This window comes from Pseudomonas sp. BN415 (assembly GCF_029871195.1).
In the GTDB taxonomy this organism is placed as follows: Bacteria; Pseudomonadota; Gammaproteobacteria; order Pseudomonadales; family Pseudomonadaceae; genus Metapseudomonas; species Metapseudomonas resinovorans.
Window position 1 is genome coordinate 81,695 of the sequence record NZ_SSOK01000067.1, and the last position, 19,005, is coordinate 100,699.

General features: G+C 63.3%; 21 protein-coding genes. 16 read left to right on the forward strand and 5 right to left on the reverse strand.

The features are described from left to right. The first annotated feature begins 2 nt into the window (after positions 1-2). Both E8F20_RS25635 and E8F20_RS25640 read left to right on the forward strand, forming a co-directional pair. Entirely contained in the window at positions 3-749 is a 747-nt protein-coding gene (locus E8F20_RS25635; protein ID WP_280286296.1) for a VacJ family lipoprotein, read from the forward strand. Between the two features lie 230 nt (positions 750-979). Beyond that, the gene (locus tag E8F20_RS25640) at positions 980-1,825 is read left to right on the forward strand and encodes a pirin family protein (protein ID WP_280286256.1); all 846 of its coding nucleotides are present in this window, start codon (positions 980-982) and stop codon (positions 1,823-1,825) included. 8 nt (positions 1,826-1,833) lie between these two features. On the opposite strand, the gene E8F20_RS25645 is transcribed toward E8F20_RS25640, so the two are convergent. Together E8F20_RS25645 and E8F20_RS25650 are read right to left on the reverse strand one after the other, a co-directional pair. Next, positions 1,834-3,036, reverse strand: a complete 1,203-nt coding sequence (locus E8F20_RS25645; RefSeq protein ID WP_280286257.1) for a patatin-like phospholipase family protein — start codon at positions 3,034-3,036, stop codon at positions 1,834-1,836. A gap of 37 nt (positions 3,037-3,073) precedes the next feature. Further along, positions 3,074-3,994, reverse strand: a complete 921-nt coding sequence (locus E8F20_RS25650) for a lipid A biosynthesis lauroyl acyltransferase (protein WP_280286258.1) — start codon at positions 3,992-3,994, stop codon at positions 3,074-3,076. Between the two features lie 121 nt (positions 3,995-4,115). On the opposite strand from E8F20_RS25650, the gene minC reads away from it, so the two are divergent. From minC to lpcA, 7 genes are all read left to right on the forward strand, one after another. After that, on the forward strand, positions 4,116-4,862 hold the full coding sequence (gene minC, locus E8F20_RS25655) for a septum site-determining protein MinC (RefSeq protein ID WP_280286259.1): 747 nt from the start codon (positions 4,116-4,118) through the stop codon (positions 4,860-4,862). A 99-nt stretch (positions 4,863-4,961) separates the two neighbouring features. After that, on the forward strand, positions 4,962-5,777 hold the full coding sequence (gene minD / locus E8F20_RS25660; RefSeq protein WP_280286260.1) for a septum site-determining protein MinD: 816 nt from the start codon (positions 4,962-4,964) through the stop codon (positions 5,775-5,777). Then, a complete protein-coding gene (gene minE / locus E8F20_RS25665; protein ID WP_016491219.1) occupies positions 5,774-6,028 on the forward strand; it encodes a cell division topological specificity factor MinE in 255 nt (84 codons plus the stop codon). Before minD ends, minE begins: the two co-directional genes overlap by 4 nt. 57 nt (positions 6,029-6,085) lie before the next feature. Next, positions 6,086-6,721, forward strand: coding sequence for an RluA family pseudouridine synthase (locus E8F20_RS25670; RefSeq protein WP_280286261.1), 636 nt, complete (start codon positions 6,086-6,088; stop codon positions 6,719-6,721). 37 nt (positions 6,722-6,758) lie between these two features. Continuing rightward, positions 6,759-7,337: a class I SAM-dependent methyltransferase gene (locus E8F20_RS25675; RefSeq protein WP_280286262.1), complete on the forward strand. Its 579-nt coding sequence runs from the start codon at positions 6,759-6,761 to the stop codon at positions 7,335-7,337. A 126-nt stretch (positions 7,338-7,463) separates the two neighbouring features. Continuing rightward, the gene (locus E8F20_RS25680; protein ID WP_028628209.1) at positions 7,464-8,753 is read left to right on the forward strand and encodes a M18 family aminopeptidase; all 1,290 of its coding nucleotides are present in this window, start codon (positions 7,464-7,466) and stop codon (positions 8,751-8,753) included. Between the two features lie 26 nt (positions 8,754-8,779). Next, the gene (lpcA, locus tag E8F20_RS25685) at positions 8,780-9,367 is read left to right on the forward strand and encodes a D-sedoheptulose 7-phosphate isomerase (RefSeq protein ID WP_280286263.1); all 588 of its coding nucleotides are present in this window, start codon (positions 8,780-8,782) and stop codon (positions 9,365-9,367) included. Positions 9,368-9,482: 115 nt separating this feature from the next. Here lpcA and E8F20_RS25690 read toward each other — a convergent pair whose 3' ends face one another. After that, positions 9,483-10,199: a UTRA domain-containing protein gene (locus E8F20_RS25690; RefSeq protein ID WP_280286264.1), complete on the reverse strand. Its 717-nt coding sequence runs from the start codon at positions 10,197-10,199 to the stop codon at positions 9,483-9,485. A 301-nt stretch (positions 10,200-10,500) separates the two neighbouring features. Between E8F20_RS25690 and E8F20_RS25695 the strand changes: the two genes are divergently transcribed. The 7 genes from E8F20_RS25695 (at position 10,501) to modA (ending at position 16,588) form a co-directional block, all read left to right on the forward strand. After that, complete coding sequence (locus E8F20_RS25695) at positions 10,501-11,559, forward strand: ABC transporter substrate-binding protein (protein WP_280286265.1); 1,059 nt, start codon at positions 10,501-10,503, stop codon at positions 11,557-11,559. Between the two features lie 51 nt (positions 11,560-11,610). Further along, positions 11,611-12,417, forward strand: a complete 807-nt coding sequence (locus tag E8F20_RS25700; RefSeq protein WP_280286266.1) for an alkaline phosphatase family protein — start codon at positions 11,611-11,613, stop codon at positions 12,415-12,417. Continuing rightward, the gene (locus tag E8F20_RS25705) at positions 12,414-13,256 is read left to right on the forward strand and encodes an ABC transporter permease subunit (RefSeq protein WP_280286267.1); all 843 of its coding nucleotides are present in this window, start codon (positions 12,414-12,416) and stop codon (positions 13,254-13,256) included. The genes E8F20_RS25700 and E8F20_RS25705 overlap by 4 nt, the downstream gene beginning before the upstream one ends. Continuing rightward, complete coding sequence (locus E8F20_RS25710) at positions 13,243-14,040, forward strand: ABC transporter permease (protein ID WP_280286268.1); 798 nt, start codon at positions 13,243-13,245, stop codon at positions 14,038-14,040. The genes E8F20_RS25705 and E8F20_RS25710 overlap by 14 nt, the downstream gene beginning before the upstream one ends. Beyond that, a complete protein-coding gene (locus E8F20_RS25715) occupies positions 14,037-15,026 on the forward strand; it encodes an ABC transporter ATP-binding protein (RefSeq protein WP_280286269.1) in 990 nt (329 codons plus the stop codon). The genes E8F20_RS25710 and E8F20_RS25715 overlap by 4 nt, the downstream gene beginning before the upstream one ends. Next, a complete protein-coding gene (locus tag E8F20_RS25720; RefSeq protein ID WP_280286270.1) occupies positions 15,026-15,679 on the forward strand; it encodes an HAD family hydrolase in 654 nt (217 codons plus the stop codon). Before E8F20_RS25715 ends, E8F20_RS25720 begins: the two co-directional genes overlap by 1 nt. Before the next feature lie 153 nt (positions 15,680-15,832). Then, on the forward strand, positions 15,833-16,588 hold the full coding sequence (gene modA / locus E8F20_RS25725) for a molybdate ABC transporter substrate-binding protein (RefSeq protein WP_280286271.1): 756 nt from the start codon (positions 15,833-15,835) through the stop codon (positions 16,586-16,588). Between the two features lie 122 nt (positions 16,589-16,710). Here the strand turns inward: modA and E8F20_RS25730 are convergent, their stop codons facing one another. Together E8F20_RS25730 and ahpF are read right to left on the reverse strand one after the other, a co-directional pair. After that, complete coding sequence (locus E8F20_RS25730; protein ID WP_280286272.1) at positions 16,711-17,250, reverse strand: hypothetical protein; 540 nt, start codon at positions 17,248-17,250, stop codon at positions 16,711-16,713. 120 nt (positions 17,251-17,370) lie between these two features. Continuing rightward, complete coding sequence (ahpF, locus tag E8F20_RS25735; protein WP_280286273.1) at positions 17,371-18,927, reverse strand: alkyl hydroperoxide reductase subunit F; 1,557 nt, start codon at positions 18,925-18,927, stop codon at positions 17,371-17,373. Between the last annotated feature and the right edge of the window lie 78 nt (positions 18,928-19,005).

Consider the following 19,005-nt stretch of genomic DNA (forward strand, 5'->3'; position numbering starts at 1 on the left):
TCTTGATCGCCCTACTGCTGGCAAGCCCCTTCGCTCGAGCCCAGGAGCCTGACCAGGACGGCTTCACTCAGCCGCTGAAAGACCTGAAATTCAACCCCGGCCTGGATCAGCGCGAGTTCGAACGCTCCACCCTCGACGCACTGAGTGTCTACGACCCTTATGAGTCCTGGAACCGGCGGGTCTATCACTTCAACTATCGCTTCGACGAATGGGTGTTCCTGCCCGTGGTGCGCGGCTATCGCTACGTCACACCGGGATTCGTGCGCAGCGGCGTGAGCAACTTCTTCAGCAACCTGGGCGATGTGCCGAACCTGCTGAACAGCCTGCTCCAGCTCAAGGGACAACGTTCCATGGAAATCACCGGGCGCCTGCTGCTGAACACCACCATCGGCGTCGTCGGCCTCTGGGACCCGGCCGCACGCATCGGGCTGCCCAAGCAGACCGAGGACTTCGGCCAGACCCTGGGCTATTACGGCGTCTCCGACGGCCCCTACCTGATGCTGCCAATCCTCGGTCCGTCCAACCTGCGAGACACCGGCGGGCTGGTGGTGGACTACGTCGCCGACTACCAGATCAACTTCCTCAACGTGCCGGAAGTCAGCAGTGACCACCCGGAGATCACCGCCTTGCGCATGGTGGACAAACGCTACACAACCAAATTCCGCTACGGCCAGCTCAACACGCCCTTCGAGTACGAGAAGCTGCGCTACGTCTACACCGAGTCGCGCAGGTTGCAGATTGCCGAGTAAGGCCTCTGGCCTGATTCGGCCGCTGCAGGGGCTAATTCATTCACCGAGAGCGGCGAATCTGCCCAATTGCCGTGTCAGGCCGAACCTTAGGTCCGGTTGGCGAATGAATTAGCCCCTACAGATAGCGCCAGAAAGATCCACTAATTAGATATAAAACAAGCAAAATCACGCACCATTGATCCAATTCATAGGCGTAGGATCGCGCTCATTCCAACCTTGAGGAGGTCCAGATGAGCTATCGCCAGATTCTCGAACAACGCCCCGGCCAACCGGCGTCCGATGGCGCCGGGGTCAACCTGACGCGCGTCTTTGCCGAGCAGGGCGTGCCCCGCTTCGACCCCTTCCTGATGCTCGACGAGTTCGGCTCGGCCAACCCGGATGACTATGTCGCCGGCTTCCCGCCACACCCACACCGTGGCTTCGAGACCATCACCTACATGCTCGAAGGGCGCATGCGCCATGAGGACCACCTGGGCAATAGTGGCCTGCTGCAGAACGGCGGCGTGCAATGGATGACCGCCGCGCGCGGGATCATCCACAGCGAGATGCCGGAGCAGGAAGAAGGCGTGATGCGCGGCTTCCAGATCTGGCTCAACCTGCCGGGCAAGGACAAGATGGGCGACCCCGGCTACCGCGACTTCGACCCGACGGAGATTCCGCGGGTACGCGCGGCTGAAGGCGTCGAGGCACGGGTGATCGCCGGCCGCTTCGACGATGGCGAGATCAGCCAAGAGGGCGCCGTGCAACGTCCGCATTCCGAACCGCATGTCTTCGACCTCGACCTTCCCGCCCACAGCCGGGTGTCACCACGCCTGGCCGACGGCCTGCGGGTGATGCTCTACGTCTACGAGGGGGATGTGCACGTCAATGGCCAAGCCATCGGCAAAGGGCGTCTGGCGCGTCTCTCCGAGAAAGGTGCGCTGGAGATTGCCACCGACGCTGGGGCAAAGGTCCTGCTGCTGGCTGGGCGCCCGCTGGGCGAGCCCATCGTCCAGTACGGTCCCTTCGTGATGAACAGCCGAGAGGAAATCGAGCAGGCGCTGCGGGACTACCGAGACGGCGTCTTCGGTCAGTGACACTGGGGTTAGAGCGCCGGAATCACCTGCGGGTGTACCGGCGCCATCTCCAGGCCCAGGAAGCGCTGCAGCTCAGTGCGCTTGGCCATGGCGTCCTGGTAACCCAGTTCGATCAGCTCATTGCAGTAGCCGGGTTCGAACAGCAAGTAACTGAGTACCCCCGCCCCACTCGCCCGGGTCGCCCCAGGCCCGCGCAAGAAGGTGCGGATGGCGCGCGGCATCTCGCGGCGGTGGCGAGCCGCGATCTCATCCATCGCTCGGCTCGGCGAAATCACCAGCACCTCAACCTGCTCCGAACTGAGATTGCGTGGTCGCGACTCAGGCGGCATGGCCTGGCTCATGCGATTGATCCGTTCCAGCAGTTCGATATCGCTTTCCAGGTTGTCGATGAAGGTGCTGTTCAGCAGGTGTCCGCTGATCTGCGCCAGGGTCGGCGGACGGCCGCCCTGCAGCTGCGCCATCTCCTGGCCGGGGTTCATGCCCTGCGGATTGCCACTCACCCCTACCACCAGTACCCGATTGGCGCCCAGGTGCAGCGCCGGACTGATCGGCGCTGTCTGGCGTACCGCGCCATCGCCGAAGTACTCGCGCCCCAGGCGCACTGGCGGGAACAGCAGGGGAATCGCCGCACTGGCCATCAGGTGTTCGACGCTGAGGCGGGTTGGTACGCCCACGCGGCGGTGGCGATACCAGGGATCGATGGTCGCGCGCCCCTGGTAGAAGGTCACCGCCTGTCCGGTTTCATAGCCGAACGCCGTCACAGCCACGGCGCGCAGCTGGCGGGTGCGGACGGCAGCGGAAATGCCAGAGAAGTCGAGTTCGCTCGCCAGCAGTTCGCGCAGGGGCGCGTTGTCCAACAGCGCCACTGGGATGTCACGGCCAAGGCCTAGCAGGCTGTGGCCGAGGAAACGCGAGCTCTGGCGGATCACGCCGGGCCAGTCGCTGCGGTAGATCTGCCCACAACGGAAGGCCTGCCAGACATCGTTGAGACGGCGAACGGCCTGGCTGAAATGAAGCGCGCCGCAGGCCAGGCCAACGGCGTTCACTGCGCCGGCGGACGTGCCGACGATTACCGGAAAAGGATTGCAGGCGGCGTCTGGCAACAGGTCGGCGATCGCGCCCAGCACCCCCACCTGATAGGCCGCCCGCGAACCACCGCCAGAAAGAATCAGCCCGGTCACGGACTTCTTGGTGGCGGCGCTTGCATCCATGGACTGCTCTCCGGGCGGGATTTTCCGAGTATAGGTTTCAGTAAAGCTTGGGAGCGCCTTCCGGCCGTGTCTTGAAGCGGCGGTGGGCCCAGAGGTATTGCTCGGGGCATTCGCGCACCGCGCCTTCCACCCACTGGTTGATACGCAGGCAGTCGGTCTCTTCGGTTTCGCCAGGGAAGTCGGACAGCGGCGGGTGTATCACCAGCTTGTAGCCGGAACCGTCTTCCAGGCGGCGCTGGGTGAAGGGCAGTACGATGGCGCGGCCAAGGCGAGCGAACTTGGTCGTGGCGGTGACGGTAGCGGCCTCGATGCCGAACAGCGGCACGAACAGGCTCTGCTTGCGGCCGTAGTCCTGATCCGGTGCGTACCAGATGGCGCGGCCGGCGCGCAGCACCTTGAGCATGGCGCGCACGTCCTCCCGCTCGATGGCGGTAGCGTCCGGGTTGTGGCGCTCGCGGCCACGGCGCTGGATGAAGTCGAACACGGCGTTCTTGTGCTCGCGGTACATGCCGTCGATGGTATGCACCTGGCCAAGCAATGCGGCGCCGATCTCCAGGGTCGTGAAATGCAGGGCCATGAGAATCACCCCCTGACCCTCTGCCTGGGCCTTCTGCAGGTGCTCCAGGCCCTCTATATGGGACAACTTCGCCAACTGCGGCTTGGGCCACCACCAACTCATGGCCATCTCGAAGAAAGCGATACCGGTGGAAGCGAAGTTCTCCCGCAGCAGTTGTTCACGCTCGCTGCTGGACAGCTCCGGGAAGCACAGCTCCAGGTTGCGCCGGGCGATCTTGCGCCGCGAACCGGCCACCCGCAGCATCAGCGCGCCCAGAATACGCCCCATGCCCAGTTGCACCCGGTAGGGCAGCAGGGTGATCAGCCACAGCAGGCCGAGGCCCAGCCACAGCGCCCAAAAGCGCGGGTGGAGGAACTGTGGGCGAAATTGAGGTCTATCCATCTCTGAATCCGCTTGAGCGAGAAAATCGCGCATTCTACTCCAAATGCGTCGCCCCCTTCCGGCTTGCTAGCGCCGGACGATCTCGCTATAAGTCCTCGCCATTCACGACTGCAGGCAGACCATGAGCCAAGCCGACCTTCTCGACCAAGAACCCGTGTTCCAGCTCAAGGGCAGCATGCTCGCCATCACCGTGATGGAGCTGGCACACAACGACCTCGAACGCCTCGACAGGCAACTGGACGAGAAAGTCGCCCAGGCCCCCAACTTCTTCCAGAACACCCCGCTGGTCATGGCGCTGGACAAGCTGCCCGACGGCGAACCCCTCCTCGACCTCCCCGCCCTGCTGGACATCTGCCGCCGTCACGGCCTGCGCACGCTGGCCATCCGCGCCAGCCGCGAAGCGCATATCGCTGCCGCCGACGCCCTGGACATTCCAGTGCTGCCGCCGTCCGGCGCCCGCGAGCGCGCCATCAATCCGGTAGAACCCGAAGCGAAGAAAAAGGTCGAAAAGCCCGCCGAGCCGCCCAAACCCGAGGTGCAACCGACAAAGATCATCACGACTCCGGTGCGTGGTGGCCAGCAGGTGTATGCTCCAGGCGGCGACCTGGTAGTTCTGGCGGCGGTCAGCCCCGGTGCGGAACTTCTCGCAGACGGCAACATCCATGTTTACGGTCCCATGCGCGGCCGTGCCCTGGCGGGCATCAAGGGCGACACCAAGGCGCGCATATTCTGCCGCCAACTGGCTGCCGAACTGGTCTCAGTGGCCGGTCAGTACAAGGTTGCCGACGACCTGCGACGCGATCCGCTGTGGGGTCAACAGGTACAAGTCAGCCTGTCGGGAGACGTGTTGAACATCACCCGCCTTTAACGGATACTGCCGCGAATTTTCAGGGACCTGAAAGGGAAGACGGACGGTTCGAAAGAGCTCATAACTTCCCGCTTTTCTTATCATTTGGGGTGAATCACCTTGGCCAAGATCCTCGTTGTCACGTCCGGCAAGGGTGGAGTGGGTAAAACCACCACCAGCGCCGCCATCGGTACCGGTCTCGCACTGCGCGGTCACAAGACCGTAATCGTCGACTTCGACGTCGGCCTGCGTAACCTGGACCTGATCATGGGTTGCGAACGCCGCGTGGTGTACGACTTCGTCAACGTCATCAATGGCGAAGCGTCCCTCACCCAGGCCCTGATCAAAGACAAGCGCCTGGAAAACCTCTACGTCCTGGCCGCCAGCCAGACTCGCGACAAGGATGCCCTGACCCTCGAAGGCGTGGGCAAGGTCATCGAGGAGCTGTCGCAGAACTTCGAGTACGTGGTCTGCGATTCGCCGGCCGGTATCGAGAAAGGCGCCCACCTGGCCATGTACTACGCCGATGAGGCGATCGTCGTGACCAACCCGGAAGTCTCTTCCGTGCGCGACTCCGACCGTATGCTCGGCCTGCTGGCCAGCAAGTCCCGTCGTGCAGAGAAAGGCGAAGAACCGATCAAGGAGCGCCTGCTGCTGACCCGCTACAACCCCGAGCGCGTTACCAAGGGCGAAATGCTCGGCGTCGAAGACGTCGAGGAAATCCTCGCCATCAACCTGCTCGGTGTCATCCCGGAATCCCAGGCGGTGCTCAAGGCCTCCAACCAGGGTATCCCGGTCATCCTCGACGACCAGAGCGACGCCGGCCAGGCGTACAGCGATGCCGTCGATCGCCTGCTCGGCAAGGAACTGCCTCACCGCTTCCTCGACGTGCAGAAGAAAGGACTCTTACAACGCCTGTTCGGAGGCCGTGAATGAACATTTTCGACTTCTTTCGCGAGCGGAAGAAGCAGAACAGCGCTTCGATCGCTAAGGAACGACTCCAAATCATCGTTGCCCACGAACGTGGTCAACGCAGCCAGCCGGACTACCTGCCGGCTCTGCAGAAAGACCTGGTGGACGTAATCCGCAAATATGTCGACATCGACGAAGAGCAGGTTCAGGTCCTGCTGGAGAATCAGGGCAGTTGCTCGATTCTCGAATTGAACATCACCCTGCCCGATCGTTGATCGAGTGGTTGTGCAATGACGGCGGCTTCGGCCGCCGTCGGCGTTTTCGGAATTTCCATGCCGCTTTCCCAGATTGAATTCATCCACCAGGACGACGCCCTGCTGGTGGTCAACAAGCCCACCCTCCTGCTGTCCGTACCCGGCCGTGCCGAGGACAACAAGGACTGCCTGATCACCCGCCTGCAGGAGAACGGTTACCCGGAGGCACGCATCGTCCACCGCCTGGACTGGGAAACTTCCGGTCTGATCGTGCTGGCCCGCGATGCTGACAGCCACCGCGAGCTGTCCCGTCAGTTCCATGACCGCGAAACCGAGAAGGCTTACACCGCGCTCTGCTGGGGCGAGCCGGAACTGGATAGCGGCCGCATCGAGCTGCCCTTGCGCTATGACCCGCCGACCAAGCCGCGCCACGTGGTGGACTTCGAGCAGGGCCGTCACGCCCTCACCTTCTGGCAGGTCATCGAGCGCTGCGGCCATTACAGCCGGGTCGAACTGACCCCCATCACCGGCCGCTCGCACCAGTTGCGCGTGCACATGCTCTCCATCGGCCATCCGCTGCTCGGCGACCGCCTCTACGCCAACCCCGACGCCCTGGCCGCCCACGATCGCCTGTGCCTGCACGCCAGCCTGCTCTGCCTGACCCACCCCCAGACGGGCGAACGCCTGAGATTCGAGTGCCCGGCGCCGTTCTGACCTAGGCTCAAGAAAAAGGCTGCGATTCGGGGAAATCATGAGCTTCACCGAGTTCTACAACGCCACCGAGGGCCAACCCGCCCGCGTCACCCTGCTGACTGCCCTGGAACTCTGGGAGGGACCACCCGGCCACGCCCTCGACTTGGGCTGTGGCGCCGGCCGTGACACCCTCGAACTGCTCAGGCGCGGCTGGAAAGTGCTGGCGGTGGACGCCGAACCGGAAGCCCTGGCCCGCCTTGAAGCCCAGGTGGACGAGGAAAAACGTCTGCGACTGCAAAGCCGCTGCTGCCGTTTCGAATCCATGCCGCTGCCATCTGCGAACCTGGTCAACTCCAGCTTCGCCCTGCCCCTCTGTCCGCCCGGGGCCTTTCCCACCCTCTGGCAGGCCATCTGCTCCTCCCTCCCGGAGGGCGGCCTCTTCGCCGGCCACCTGTTCGGCGAGCGAGACGACTGGGCCAACAACGGCATCACCATCCTGCGCCGCCGGCAATTGGAAGAACTGCTGTCTGGCTGGGACGTGCTGATGCTGGAAGAAAAGGAAGAAGACGGCATCACCGCCAAGGGCCGCAACAAGCACTGGCACCTGTTCTCGGTGGTGGCCAGACGACTGGGATAAGGTCAACGTTGCAATCCCACGAGGCCACCCCCTATCGAGGTCTTAGCGAAAATTCACCGTGGGTCGCCCTCCATTTCACCAGGGGCTATGGGATAAACTCCCGCCACTGCTGTCTGGAGTCTCCCAATGCGCGAAGAGTTGAACCAGGGCCTGATCGATTTCCTCAAGGCCTCCCCCACCCCTTTCCACGCCACCCGCAGCCTGGCCAAGCGCCTCGAGGCCGCCGGTTATGTGCGCCTCGATGAACGCGAGGCCTGGCGTATCGAAAGCGGTGGCCGCTATTACGTCACCCGCAACGACTCCTCCATCATCGCCATCAAGCTGGGCAAGCGCCCGGTACTCGAAGGCGGCCTGCGCCTGGTCGGCGCCCACACCGACAGCCCCTGCCTGCGGGTCAAGCCAAACCCCGAGCTGCACAAACACGGTTTCTGGCAACTGGGTGTGGAAGTCTACGGCGGTGCATTGCTGGCCCCCTGGTTCGACCGCGACCTGTCCCTGGCGGGCCGCGTCACTTACCGTGCCGCCGGCATGGTGGAAAGCCAGTTGGTGGATTTCCAGGCGCCCATCGCCGTGATTCCCAACCTGGCCATCCACCTCAACCGCGAAGCCAACCAGGGCTGGGCCATCAATGCCCAGACCGAACTGCCACCGATCCTGGCGCAACTGGCCGCTGGCGAGGCCCGCGAGTTCCGCGACCTGCTGGCCGAGCAACTGACCCTGGAACATGGCGTGGTCGCCGACGCGGTGCTGGATTACGAACTGTCCTTCTATGACACCCAGAGTGCCGCGGTCATCGGCCTGGGCGGCGACTTCATCGCTGGCGCGCGCCTGGACAATCTGCTGTCCTGCTACGCCGGCCTGCAGGCCCTGCTGGCCGCCGAGGCTGACGAAAGCTGCGTACTGGTCTGCACCGACCACGAAGAAGTGGGCTCCTGCTCAGCCTGCGGCGCCGATGGCCCGATGCTGGAACAGGTGCTGCGCCGTGTGCTGCCGGAAGGCGACGCCTTCGCCCGCGTCATCCAGCGCTCCCTGCTGGTTTCCGCCGACAACGCCCACGGCGTGCACCCCAACTACGCCGACAAGCACGACGGCAACCACGGCCCGAAACTCAATGCTGGCCCGGTAATCAAGGTCAACAGCAACCAGCGTTACGCCACCAACAGCGAAACCGCCGGTTTCTTCCGCCACCTGTGCCTGGAGAACGAAGTGCCGGTGCAGAGCTTCGTGACCCGCAGCGACATGGGTTGCGGGTCCACCATCGGCCCGATCACCGCCAGCCAGCTCGGCGTTCGTACCGTGGACATCGGCCTGCCAACCTTCGCCATGCACTCCATTCGCGAACTGGCCGGCAGCCATGACCTGGCTCACCTGGTGAAGGTGCTGGCCGCCTTCTACTCCAGCCACGACCTGCCCTGACCACTCCCCCGAACAGGTAAGCCCGCATGCTCAGCCATATCCGCAACAGCCTGGAGGAAGCCAGGACCGCCCTGGACAACTTCATTGCCAACGAGCACGCGCTGAAAAGCATTGAGCGTGCGGCTGAACTCCTGGTCGAGAGTTTCGAGAACAAGGGCAAGGCGTTTTCCTGCGGTAACGGCGGCTCCATGTGCGACGCGATGCACTTCGCCGAGGAGCTGACCGGCCGCTACCGCAAGAACCGGCCCGGCATCGCCGCCGTGTCCATCAGCGATGCCAGCCATATCAGCTGCGTCGCCAACGACTTCGGCTACGACTACATCTTCTCCCGTTACGTCGAATCCCACGGCCGTTCGGGCGACGTGCTGATCGCCATCAGCACCAGCGGCAAGAGTCCCAACGTGATCAAGGCAGCCGAAGCGGCCCGCGCCCTGGGCGTGAGGGTCGTGGCCCTGACCGGCAAGCCCGGTTCCGCCCTGGAAGCCCTGGCCGATGTCTGCATCTGCGCTCCTGGCGGCGACTTCGCCGACCGCGTGCAGGAGCTGCATATCAAGGTGCTGCACATCCTGATCGAGCTGGTCGAGCGCAAGCTGAGTCCGGAAAACTACGCCTGACGGGCATCCCTCGGCCTTGTAAGGTGGGCTTCAGCCCACCAACGGATGCCGGCGTGGGCTAAAGCCCACCCTCCCCCTCGACCCCGCCCCAAGCGGGCAAGAGGAGAATTGCGCCCTACTCCGGCACCTCGACGCTCACGTGAATCGCGTCATGCCGCCAGAACTCCAGGTCACAATCGATCAGCCGACCATGCTGGTCGCGGTTGATGCGGGTGATTTTCAGCGCCGGACTGCCGGGTGAAACCTTCAGCGGTGCAGCGGCCTCCGGGTGCAGGGCGGTAGGCACCATGTCGAATCGCACCCGACCGTAGCGAATGCCGTACTGGCAGTCGTACAGCTCGGTCAGCGAGCGGGTCAGGTCGAAGTCGATGATGTCCGGGAAGTAGGCCGGGTTCAGGTAGTGCTCCACATAAAGCACCAGACGCCCATCGACGCGGCGCACCCGGCGGATCTGATAGACGCTGGACAGCGCCGGCAGCTCCAGCAACTCGCAGATTTCCACGCTGGCCGGAATCAGCCGGGCGCCCAGCACCTCGGTGGCCGGCGTGCGCCCCTGCCCAGCCACCATGGCGTGGAAGTGACTGCGCACCAGCGGGTTGTAGAGCAGCCGGGGCGGCGAGACGAACCAGCCGCGACGCTCCTCGCGATAGATCAGCCCCTGGGCCTCCAACTGCCCCAACGCTTCACGCAAGGTGATGCGTGTGGTGTCGAACAGCTCGCTCAGCTTGCGCTCGGCCGGCAGCTTGCTGCCTTGGGGCAGCAGGCCGTGGTCGATCTGCTCCTGCAGCGCACTGCAGATGGCGGTCAGGGTGCGGGGCGCCTCATCGCGCATCGAAAAACTCCAATCTGGAATAGACCAGCACCATCGAGGTGCGTCATGGCCGGGTTTGCCGGCCATCCTAGGCAGCCTAGATGACTGTGGGATGACAGCCAGGCACACCTGCATGCGCCATGCCATCGCCAATCGCGACAGCCTCCCGAATCAGTCACTTAGCCATGGTCTACGCTTTCCAGGCGTCTGCCACTGCCAGACCGGGTGGCAGCCCTGCAATCAAACCGTCATCCAAGGCTTTTAGATTTGGCCTGGGTCTTGCTGATCTAGACCAACCTCCAAACCTGCTAAGGAGCTTCACATGAAACGCCTGTTGCTGGCTTCACTGATGGGAACGACCATCGCCCTGGGAACCCAGGCGATGGCGAGCGACGCAGATCTGAAGAGTCTCGAACAAGCCGCTCGCAAGGAAGGCGCGGTGAACAGCGTGGGCATGCCCGACAGCTGGGCCAACTGGAAGGACACCTGGGTTGACCTGAACAAACTGTACGGCCTGAAGCACATCGACACCGACATGAGCTCGGCCCAGGAAATCGCCAAGTTCGCAGCCGAGAAAGACAACGCCACCGCCGACATCGGCGACGTCGGCGCGGCCTTCGGTCCCATCGCCGTCCAGCAGGGCGTGACCCAGCCCTACAAGCCCAGTACCTGGGCGCAAATCCCGGATTGGGCCAAGGACGCCGACGGCCACTGGATGCTGGCCTATACCGGCTCCATCGCCTTCATCGTCAACAAGCAACTGGTCAAGGAAGCGCCCAAGTCCTGGGCCGACCTGAAGACCGGCAAGTACAAGGTCGCCATCGGTGACGTCAGCGCCGCCGCCCAGGCGGTCAACGGCGTGCTGGCAGCCGCCATCGCCAACGGCGGCAACGAGAAGAACATCCAGCCGGGCCTGGACTTCTTCGCCGAGATCGCCAAGCAGGGCCGCCTGTCCCTGTCCAACCCGACCATCCAGACCCTGGAGAAGGGCGAGGTGGAAGTGGGCATCGTCTGGGACTTCAACGGCCTGTCCTACCGCGACCAGATCGACCCCAGCCGCTTCGAAGTGCTGATCCCCTCCGATGGCTCGGTGATCTCCGGCTACACCACCATCATCAACAAGTACGCGAAGAACCCCAACGCAGCGAAGCTGGCCCGCGAGTACATCCTCAGCGACGCCGGCCAGATCAACCTGGCCAAGGGCAACGCCCGTCCGATCCGTGCCGAGCACCTGACCCTGCCGGCCGAGGTCAAGGCCAAGCTGCTGCCCAACGAGCAGTACGCCAAGGTCCAGCCGATCAAGGATGCCAAGGCCTGGGAAGAAACCTCGAAAGCCCTGCCGCAGCTGTGGCAAGAGCACGTGATCATCGAGATGGAGTAGGGGGCCGCCCGATCGCCTCCTGGCGGTTGGGCGACTTTCGAGGCGAATCGAATGAAGAACAAAGTCATCCTCGTCCTGCTGGATGGCCTGAACTACGAGGTGGCCCGGCATGCGCTGGGCCACCTGCAGGCCTACTGCGGGGCCGGCCGGGCCGCCCTGTACAAGCTCCAGTGCGAGCTGCCGGCACTGTCCCGTCCGCTCTACGAATGCATTCTTACCGGCGTGCCGCCGATCAAGAGCGGAATCGTCCACAACGATGTGTCACGCCTTTCCCGAGAGCGCAGCATCTTCCACTACGCCAGCGCCGCCGGGCTCAAGACCGCCGCGGCTGCCTATCACTGGGTCAGCGAGCTCTATAACCGCTCGCCGTTCGAAGCCGCCCGCGACCGTCATACCGACGCAACGGAGTTGCCGATCCAGCACGGGCACTTCTATTACGCCGACCACTATCCGGACTCGCACCTGTTTGCCGACGCCGAAAGCCTGCGCCAGCGCCACAACCCGGACTTTCTCCTGGTGCACCCGATGAATGTGGATGACGCGGGCCACAAGCACGGCCTGGATTCGCCCCAGTACCGCAACAGCGCACGGGTCGCCGATATCCTACTGGCCGAGTACCTGCAACGTTGGCTGGACGCCGGCTACCAGGTGCTGGTGACCGCCGACCACGGCATGAACAACGACCGCTCCCACAACGGCCTGCTGGCCGAAGAGCGTGAGGTCCCACTGTTCGTCCTGGGCGATGCCTTCAGCCTGGACGCCACGGCGCAGCCAAAGCAGACCGACCTCTGCGGCATCGTCTGCGAACTGCTCGGAGTGCCCCACGACAAGGCTGCCTGCCAGGAGCTGCTGAAGTGAATGCCACCAACCGGGGAAAATGGCTGGCATTGCTCTGCCTGCTGCCCTTTGCCGTATTTTTCATCCTGTTCCAGATTGCGCCACTGGCCTGGGTCGCCATCCACAGCCTGAACACGCCGGAAGGCTGGGGACTGGGCAACTACACCAAGATGTTCAGTTCGAAGTTCTACCTGCAGGCCATCAAGCACAGCCTGCATATCGCCTTCTGGTCAAGCCTGTTCGGCATCGTCATTGCCGTGATCGGTGCCTATTCACTGCGCAAGGTGGATTCTAAGCTGCGCGATTTCGTCATGGCCTTCTCCAACATGACCAGCAACTTCGCCGGTGTACCGCTGGCCTTCGCCTTCATCATCCTGCTTGGCTTCAACGGCGCCCTGACCATCCTGCTCAAGCAGTCCGGCGTGATCGAGGATTTCAACCTCTACTCCAAGACCGGCCTGATCGTGCTCTACACCTACTTCCAGATTCCCCTCGGCGTACTCCTGCTCTACCCGGCCTTCGACGCCCTGCGCGAAGACTGGCGCGAATCCGCAGCCCTGCTCGGCGCCAGCCCCTGGCAGTTCTGGCGACACATCGGCCTGCCCGTGCTGACGCCCGCCCTGCTGGGCACCTTCGTCATCCTGCTGGCCAATGCACTTGGCGCCTACGCCACCGTCTATGCCCTGACCACCGGGAACTTCAACGTGCTGACCATCCGCATCGCCGCCATGGTCGCTGGCGACATCGCGCTCAACCCCAACCTGGCCAGCGCCCTGGCGATGGTTCTGGTCGGGCTGATGGCCCTGATCACGGTGGTGCACCAGTGGCTGCTGAAGAGGAGCTACCATGTCGCGCGCTGAATCCCTCAACGGCGGCCTCTACCATCGCGTGGTGGTCTGGTTGCTGTTCCTCATCCTGCTGCTGCCGCTGGCCGGCACCCTGCTCTACTCCGTCTCCACCAGTTGGTCCGCGACCATCCTCCCGGACGGGCTGACCCTCAAGTGGTACTTCGCGCTGTGGAGCGAGGCCCGTTTCCTCACTGCCTTCGGCCAGTCCCTGCTGGTGTGCTTCGGCGCGCTGGCGCTGTCGGTGGTGCTGATCCTGCCGCTGCTGTTCGTGGTGCATTACCACTTCCCGAAGCTCGACGGGCTGATGAACATCCTCATCCTGCTGCCCTTCGCAGTGCCGCCGGTGGTGTCCTCCGTGGGGCTGTTGCAGATCTACGGTTCAGGACCGCTGGCCATGGTGGGCACGCCCTGGATCCTGATCGGCTGCTTCTTCACCATCGCCCTGCCCTTCATGTACCGCGCCATCACCAACAACCTGCAGGCAATCAACCTGCGTGACCTGATGGATGCCGCCCAACTGCTCGGCGCCAGCACCTGGAAGGCCGCATTCCTGGTTGTGCTGCCGAACCTGCGCAAGGGCCTGATGGTGTCGCTGTTCCTGTCGTTCTCCTTCCTCTTCGGCGAGTTCGTCTTCGCCAACCTGCTGGTAGGTACCCGCTACGAAACCCTGCAGGTGTACTTGAACAACATGCGCAACAGCAGCGGCCACTTCAACAGCGCCCTGGTGATCTCCTACTTCTTCTTCGTGCTGCTGTTCACCTGGGCAGCCAACCGTCTGAACAAGGACAAGGCATGAGCTTTCTTTCCATCCGCGGCCTGCACAAGCGCTATGGCCAGACCTCCATCTTCAGTGACATCCACTGCGAGATCGGCAAGGGTGAATTCGTCACCCTGCTCGGCCCTTCGGGCTGCGGCAAGTCCACTCTGCTGCGCTGCATCGCCGGCCTCACAGAGGTCAACGGCGGGCAGATCCTGCTCGACGGCCAGGAGCTGGTGCCGGTATCGCCGCAGAAGCGTGGCATCGGCATGGTATTCCAGAGCTATGCACTGTTCCCCAATATGACCGTGCAGCAGAACGTCGCCTTCGGCCTGCGTATGCAGAAAGTCGGCGCCGCCGATAGCAAGCGCCGGGTTGACGAGGCCCTGGCCATGGTGGAGTTGCAGGATTTTGCCGCGCGTTATCCGCACCAGCTTTCCGGTGGCCAGTGCCAGCGCGTGGCCCTGGCCCGCTCGCTGGTCACCCGCCCGCGCCTGCTGCTGCTGGACGAGCCGCTCTCAGCGCTGGACGCGCGCATCCGCAAGCACCTGCGTGAACAAATCCGCTCCATCCAGCAGGAACTGGGACTGACCACTATTTTCGTCACCCATGACCAGGAAGAAGCGCTGACCCTCTCCGACCGCATCTTCCTGATGAACGCAGGGCGTATCGTCCAGAGCGGCGACGCGGAAACCCTCTATACCGCGCCGGTGGACGCCTTCGCCGCTGGCTTCATCGGCAACTACAACCTGCTCGACGCCGACGCGGCCAGCCGTCTGTTGCAGCGCCCGGTGAACGGCCGCATCGCCATACGCCCAGAGGCCATCACCCTGAGCGCGGAAGGCGGCATCGAGGCCGAAGTGCGCAGCCACAGCCTGCTGGGCAACGTAGTGCGCTATCGGGTCGAAGCCCGGGGCGTTCAGCTGGTAGTGGACGTGCTCAATCGCTCCGCCGAAGACCTGCACCGCAAAGGCCAACGCGTCGGTCTGCGCATAGACGATCACGCAATCCGGGAGGTGGCCTGATGGCCCTGGCAATCTTCGACCTCGACGACACCCTGATAGACGGCGACTGCGCCAGCCTGTGGAGTGCACACATGGCCGAACTGGGCTGGGTCGACGAGGAGTCCTTCATCCGCAAGGACCAGGAACTCATGGCGCTCTACGCCGAAGGCAAGTTGGCGATGGAGGACTACATGGCCTTCAGCCTGTCGCCGTTGGTGGGGCGTACCGCTGAAGAAGTGGACTTCGTGGTCGAGCCCTTCGTCGAGGATGTGGTCGAACCGCTGATCCACTCCGATGCCATGCGCTGCCTGGCGCAGCACCGCGCCGCCGGTGACCGCATCCTGATCATCTCCGCCTCGGCGCACTTCCTGGTCAGCGCCATCGCCGAACGCCTGGGCGTGGAAGAAGTCCTGGCCATCGACCTGGAAGAACAGCACGGCTGTTATAGCGGCCGCACCCGCGGCGTGCTCACCTACCGCGACGGCAAGGTGACCCGCCTGAATGCCTGGATGAAAGAGCAAGGCGAGAGCCTGGAAGGTGCCGCCTTCTATTCCGATTCGCGCAACGACCTGCCTCTGCTTTCACTGGTGGCCAGACCCCACACGGTCAACCCCGACCCGACCCTGCGTTCACATGCGGAACAGGCGGGCTGGCCAATTCTCGACTGGCGCTGAGCCGCCCTTCCCTCCCCCTTCCTGGAGAAGAGGGGAGAGCCCCCCTAGAGGTCGCCCCTTGACTTTCAAGTCAAACCATTCGGAGAATGCCGCCCGCCGCTATATACATAAATACATAGCGATAGTCATAACGTCGGAACCGGGAGCCTCTCCATGCGCCATCTCCTTGCTCGTGCCCTAACTTTTCAGGTCACCTGCTGTAGCCTTGCAACGGCCTTCGCCGGGGAAGTCCAGGTCGCAGTCGCCGCCAACTTCTCCGCGCCTATCCAGGCCATCGCCAAGGATTTCGAGAAGGACACCGGCCACAAGCTGGTCGCTGCCTATGGCGCCACCGGCCAGTTCTACACCCAGATCAAGAACGGCGCGCCCTTCGAGGTCTTCCTGTCGGCCGATGACACCACCCCGGCCAAGCTGGAAAGGGAAGGTGAAAGCGTGCCCGGCTCGCGCTTCACTTACGCCATCGGCACCCTGGTGCTCTGGTCGGCACGGGACGGCTATGTGGACGCCAAGGGCGACGTGCTGAAGACCGGTCAGTACAAGCACCTGTCCATCGCCAACCCGAAGACCGCACCGTACGGCCAGGCGGCCACCCAGGTGCTGGAGAAGCTGGGGCTGACCAAGACCGTCGCGCCCAAGCTGGTGGAAGGCCAGAACATCACCCAGGCCCTGCAATTCGTCTCCAGTGGCAATGCCGAGCTGGGCTTCGTCGCCCTATCCCAGGTTTACAAGGACGGCAAGATCACCAGCGGTTCGGCCTGGATCGTTCCCACCGAAATGCATGAGCCGATCAGGCAGGAGGCGCTGATATTGAAGAAGGGTCAAGCCAACCCGGCCGCCAAGGCGCTGGTGGATTACCTGAAGGGACCGAAGGCCGCGGAAGTGATCAAGTCTTACGGGTATCAGCTGTAAGTCGAAAAGATCGAGGCGCATGCGTAGGGTGGATAGCGCTTTTCTATTCACCATCGGGGCCTGGCGCGACATCGATGGTGGACCGATGAAGCGTGGTCCACCCTACACAAGCGGGCGGCGACTCAGTCGTCGCCCGTTTCCATTTCGGCCTTGAGCGCCTCATAGGCCGGTGCGGTGTAGATACCGATCTCCACGGCCAGTTGCATGACCTTCTCCAGGTCATTCTTGTAGACCAGCACGCACTGCAGTTCGTCATCCAGCGGCTCGCTGAAGTCCACCAGTACGTAGCCGTCCTTCTCCGGGTACAGGCTGCCCATCTGCACCTGGATGCGGTTGAGGGCCTTGAGCGGCTCCACCTTCACCAGTTGCTTGGGTCTGAGCACGAAATTGACGCTGGGGCCGAAGGAGTCCACCACCTGCTGGAACAACTGGTCGTAGCTATCCGCCTGGAACAGTACGGTGTCCGGCAAGCTGCCCACCACGACCCACTCGCCCAATGGGATAGGGAAGCTTTCGTCGTAGTTGATATCCGGATTGGCCGCGAGGAATGCGTCTGGATCGGCGTAGGCCTGTGAGGCTTCTTCGGCGACGCGCTCGATCTCATCCTCGGCCATGCATCCGGAGCTGATGGCCGTAATCAATTCGATAAGTTGCTGTTTCACGAGATGAGCCCTGCCGCATGAGGAACGAAAGCGCGAAGGATACAGGGAAGCCGCGCGGACATAAAAAAAGCGGAGAGCCCTTGCGGGCCTCCGCCACTTCAGCACACCACGCTGAGTAAATCAGGTCGTACGGATCAGGTGATCGAAGGCGCTGAGGGAAGCCTTGGCACCCTCTCCCACGGCGATCACGATCTGCTTGTACGGAACGGTGGTCACGTCACCGGCAGCGAACACGCCGGGGATGTTGGTCTGCCCTTTGGCGTCGGTGATGATCTCGCCGCGCGGGGTAAGCTCAACCACACCCTTCAGCCATTCGCTGTTGGGCAGCAGGCCGATCTGCACGAAGATGCCTTCCAGCTCCAGCGTACGAAGTTCATCGGTGGTGCGGTCCTTGTAGACCAGACCGTTGACCTTCTGGCCATCGCCTTTCACCTCAGTGGTCAGCGCGCTCTTGATGACGTTGACGTTGGGCAGGCTGGCCAGCTTCTTCTGCAGCACCGCGTCTGCACGCAGCTTGTCGTCGAACTCGATCAGAGTGACATGGGCGACGATGCCGGCCAGGTCGATGGCGGCCTCGACACCGGAGTTGCCACCGCCGATTACAGCAACGCGCTTGCCCTTGAACAGCGGGCCATCGCAGTGCGGGCAGTAGGCCACGCCGCGGCCACGGTATTCCTGCTCGCCGGGTACGTTCATCTCGCGCCAGCGGGCGCCGGTGGAAAGGATCACGGTCTTGGCCTTAAGCGATGCACCGCTCTCGAAGCGCACTTCATGCGGCTCGCCCTCGGCCTTGGCAGGGACCAGTGCGCAGGCGCGCTGCAGGTTCATGATGTCGACGTCGTATTGCTTGACGTGCTCTTCCAGGGCACGGGCCAGTTTCGGGCCTTCAGTCTCCTGTACCGAGATGAAGTTCTCGATGGCCATGGTGTCCAGTACCTGGCCCCCGAAACGCTCGGCGGCAACGCCGGTGCGGATGCCTTTACGCGCAGCGTAGATCGCAGCGGAAGCGCCGGCAGGGCCACCGCCGATCACCAGCACGTCGAAGGCCGCCTTGGCGTTGAGTTTCTCGGCATCGCGAGCGGCGGCGCCGGTGTCGATCTTGGCGAGGATTTCTTCCACGCCCATGCGGCCCTGGCCGAACAGTTCGCCGTTCAGGTAGATGCTCGGCACAGACATGATCTGGCGCTGCTCGACTTCGTCCTGGAACAGCGCGCCGTCGATGGCGACGTGGCGGATGTTCGGGTTGAGCACGGCCATCAGGTTCAGCGCCTGCACCACGTCGGGGCAGTTCTGGCAGGACAGCGAGAAATAGGTTTCGAAGCTGAACTCGCCTTCGACCGACTTGATCTGCTCGATCACATCAGCGGCAAGCTTGGATGGGTGACCACCTACTTGCAGCAAGGCCAGCACCAGCGAGGTGAACTCGTGACCCATGGGGATGCCGGCAAAACGCAGGGCGATGTCGGCCCCGGGACGGTTCAGGGAGAACGACGGGCGACGGGCATCGCTGCCATCGGTCTTCAGGGTGATCTTGTCGGTCAGGCCGACGATGTCTTGCAGCAGCCCGAGCAATTCGCGGGATTTGTCGCTGTCATCGAGGGACGCGACGATCTCGAACGGCTGGGTGACCTTTTCGAGGTAGGCCTTCAACTGGGTTTTAAGATTGGCGTCCAACATGTGCGAATTCCTTTATTGCGGGCATGAGTCACCCCTCGACGGTCGTCGCCGACCGCCCGAAACGGGATGAGGGGTGTG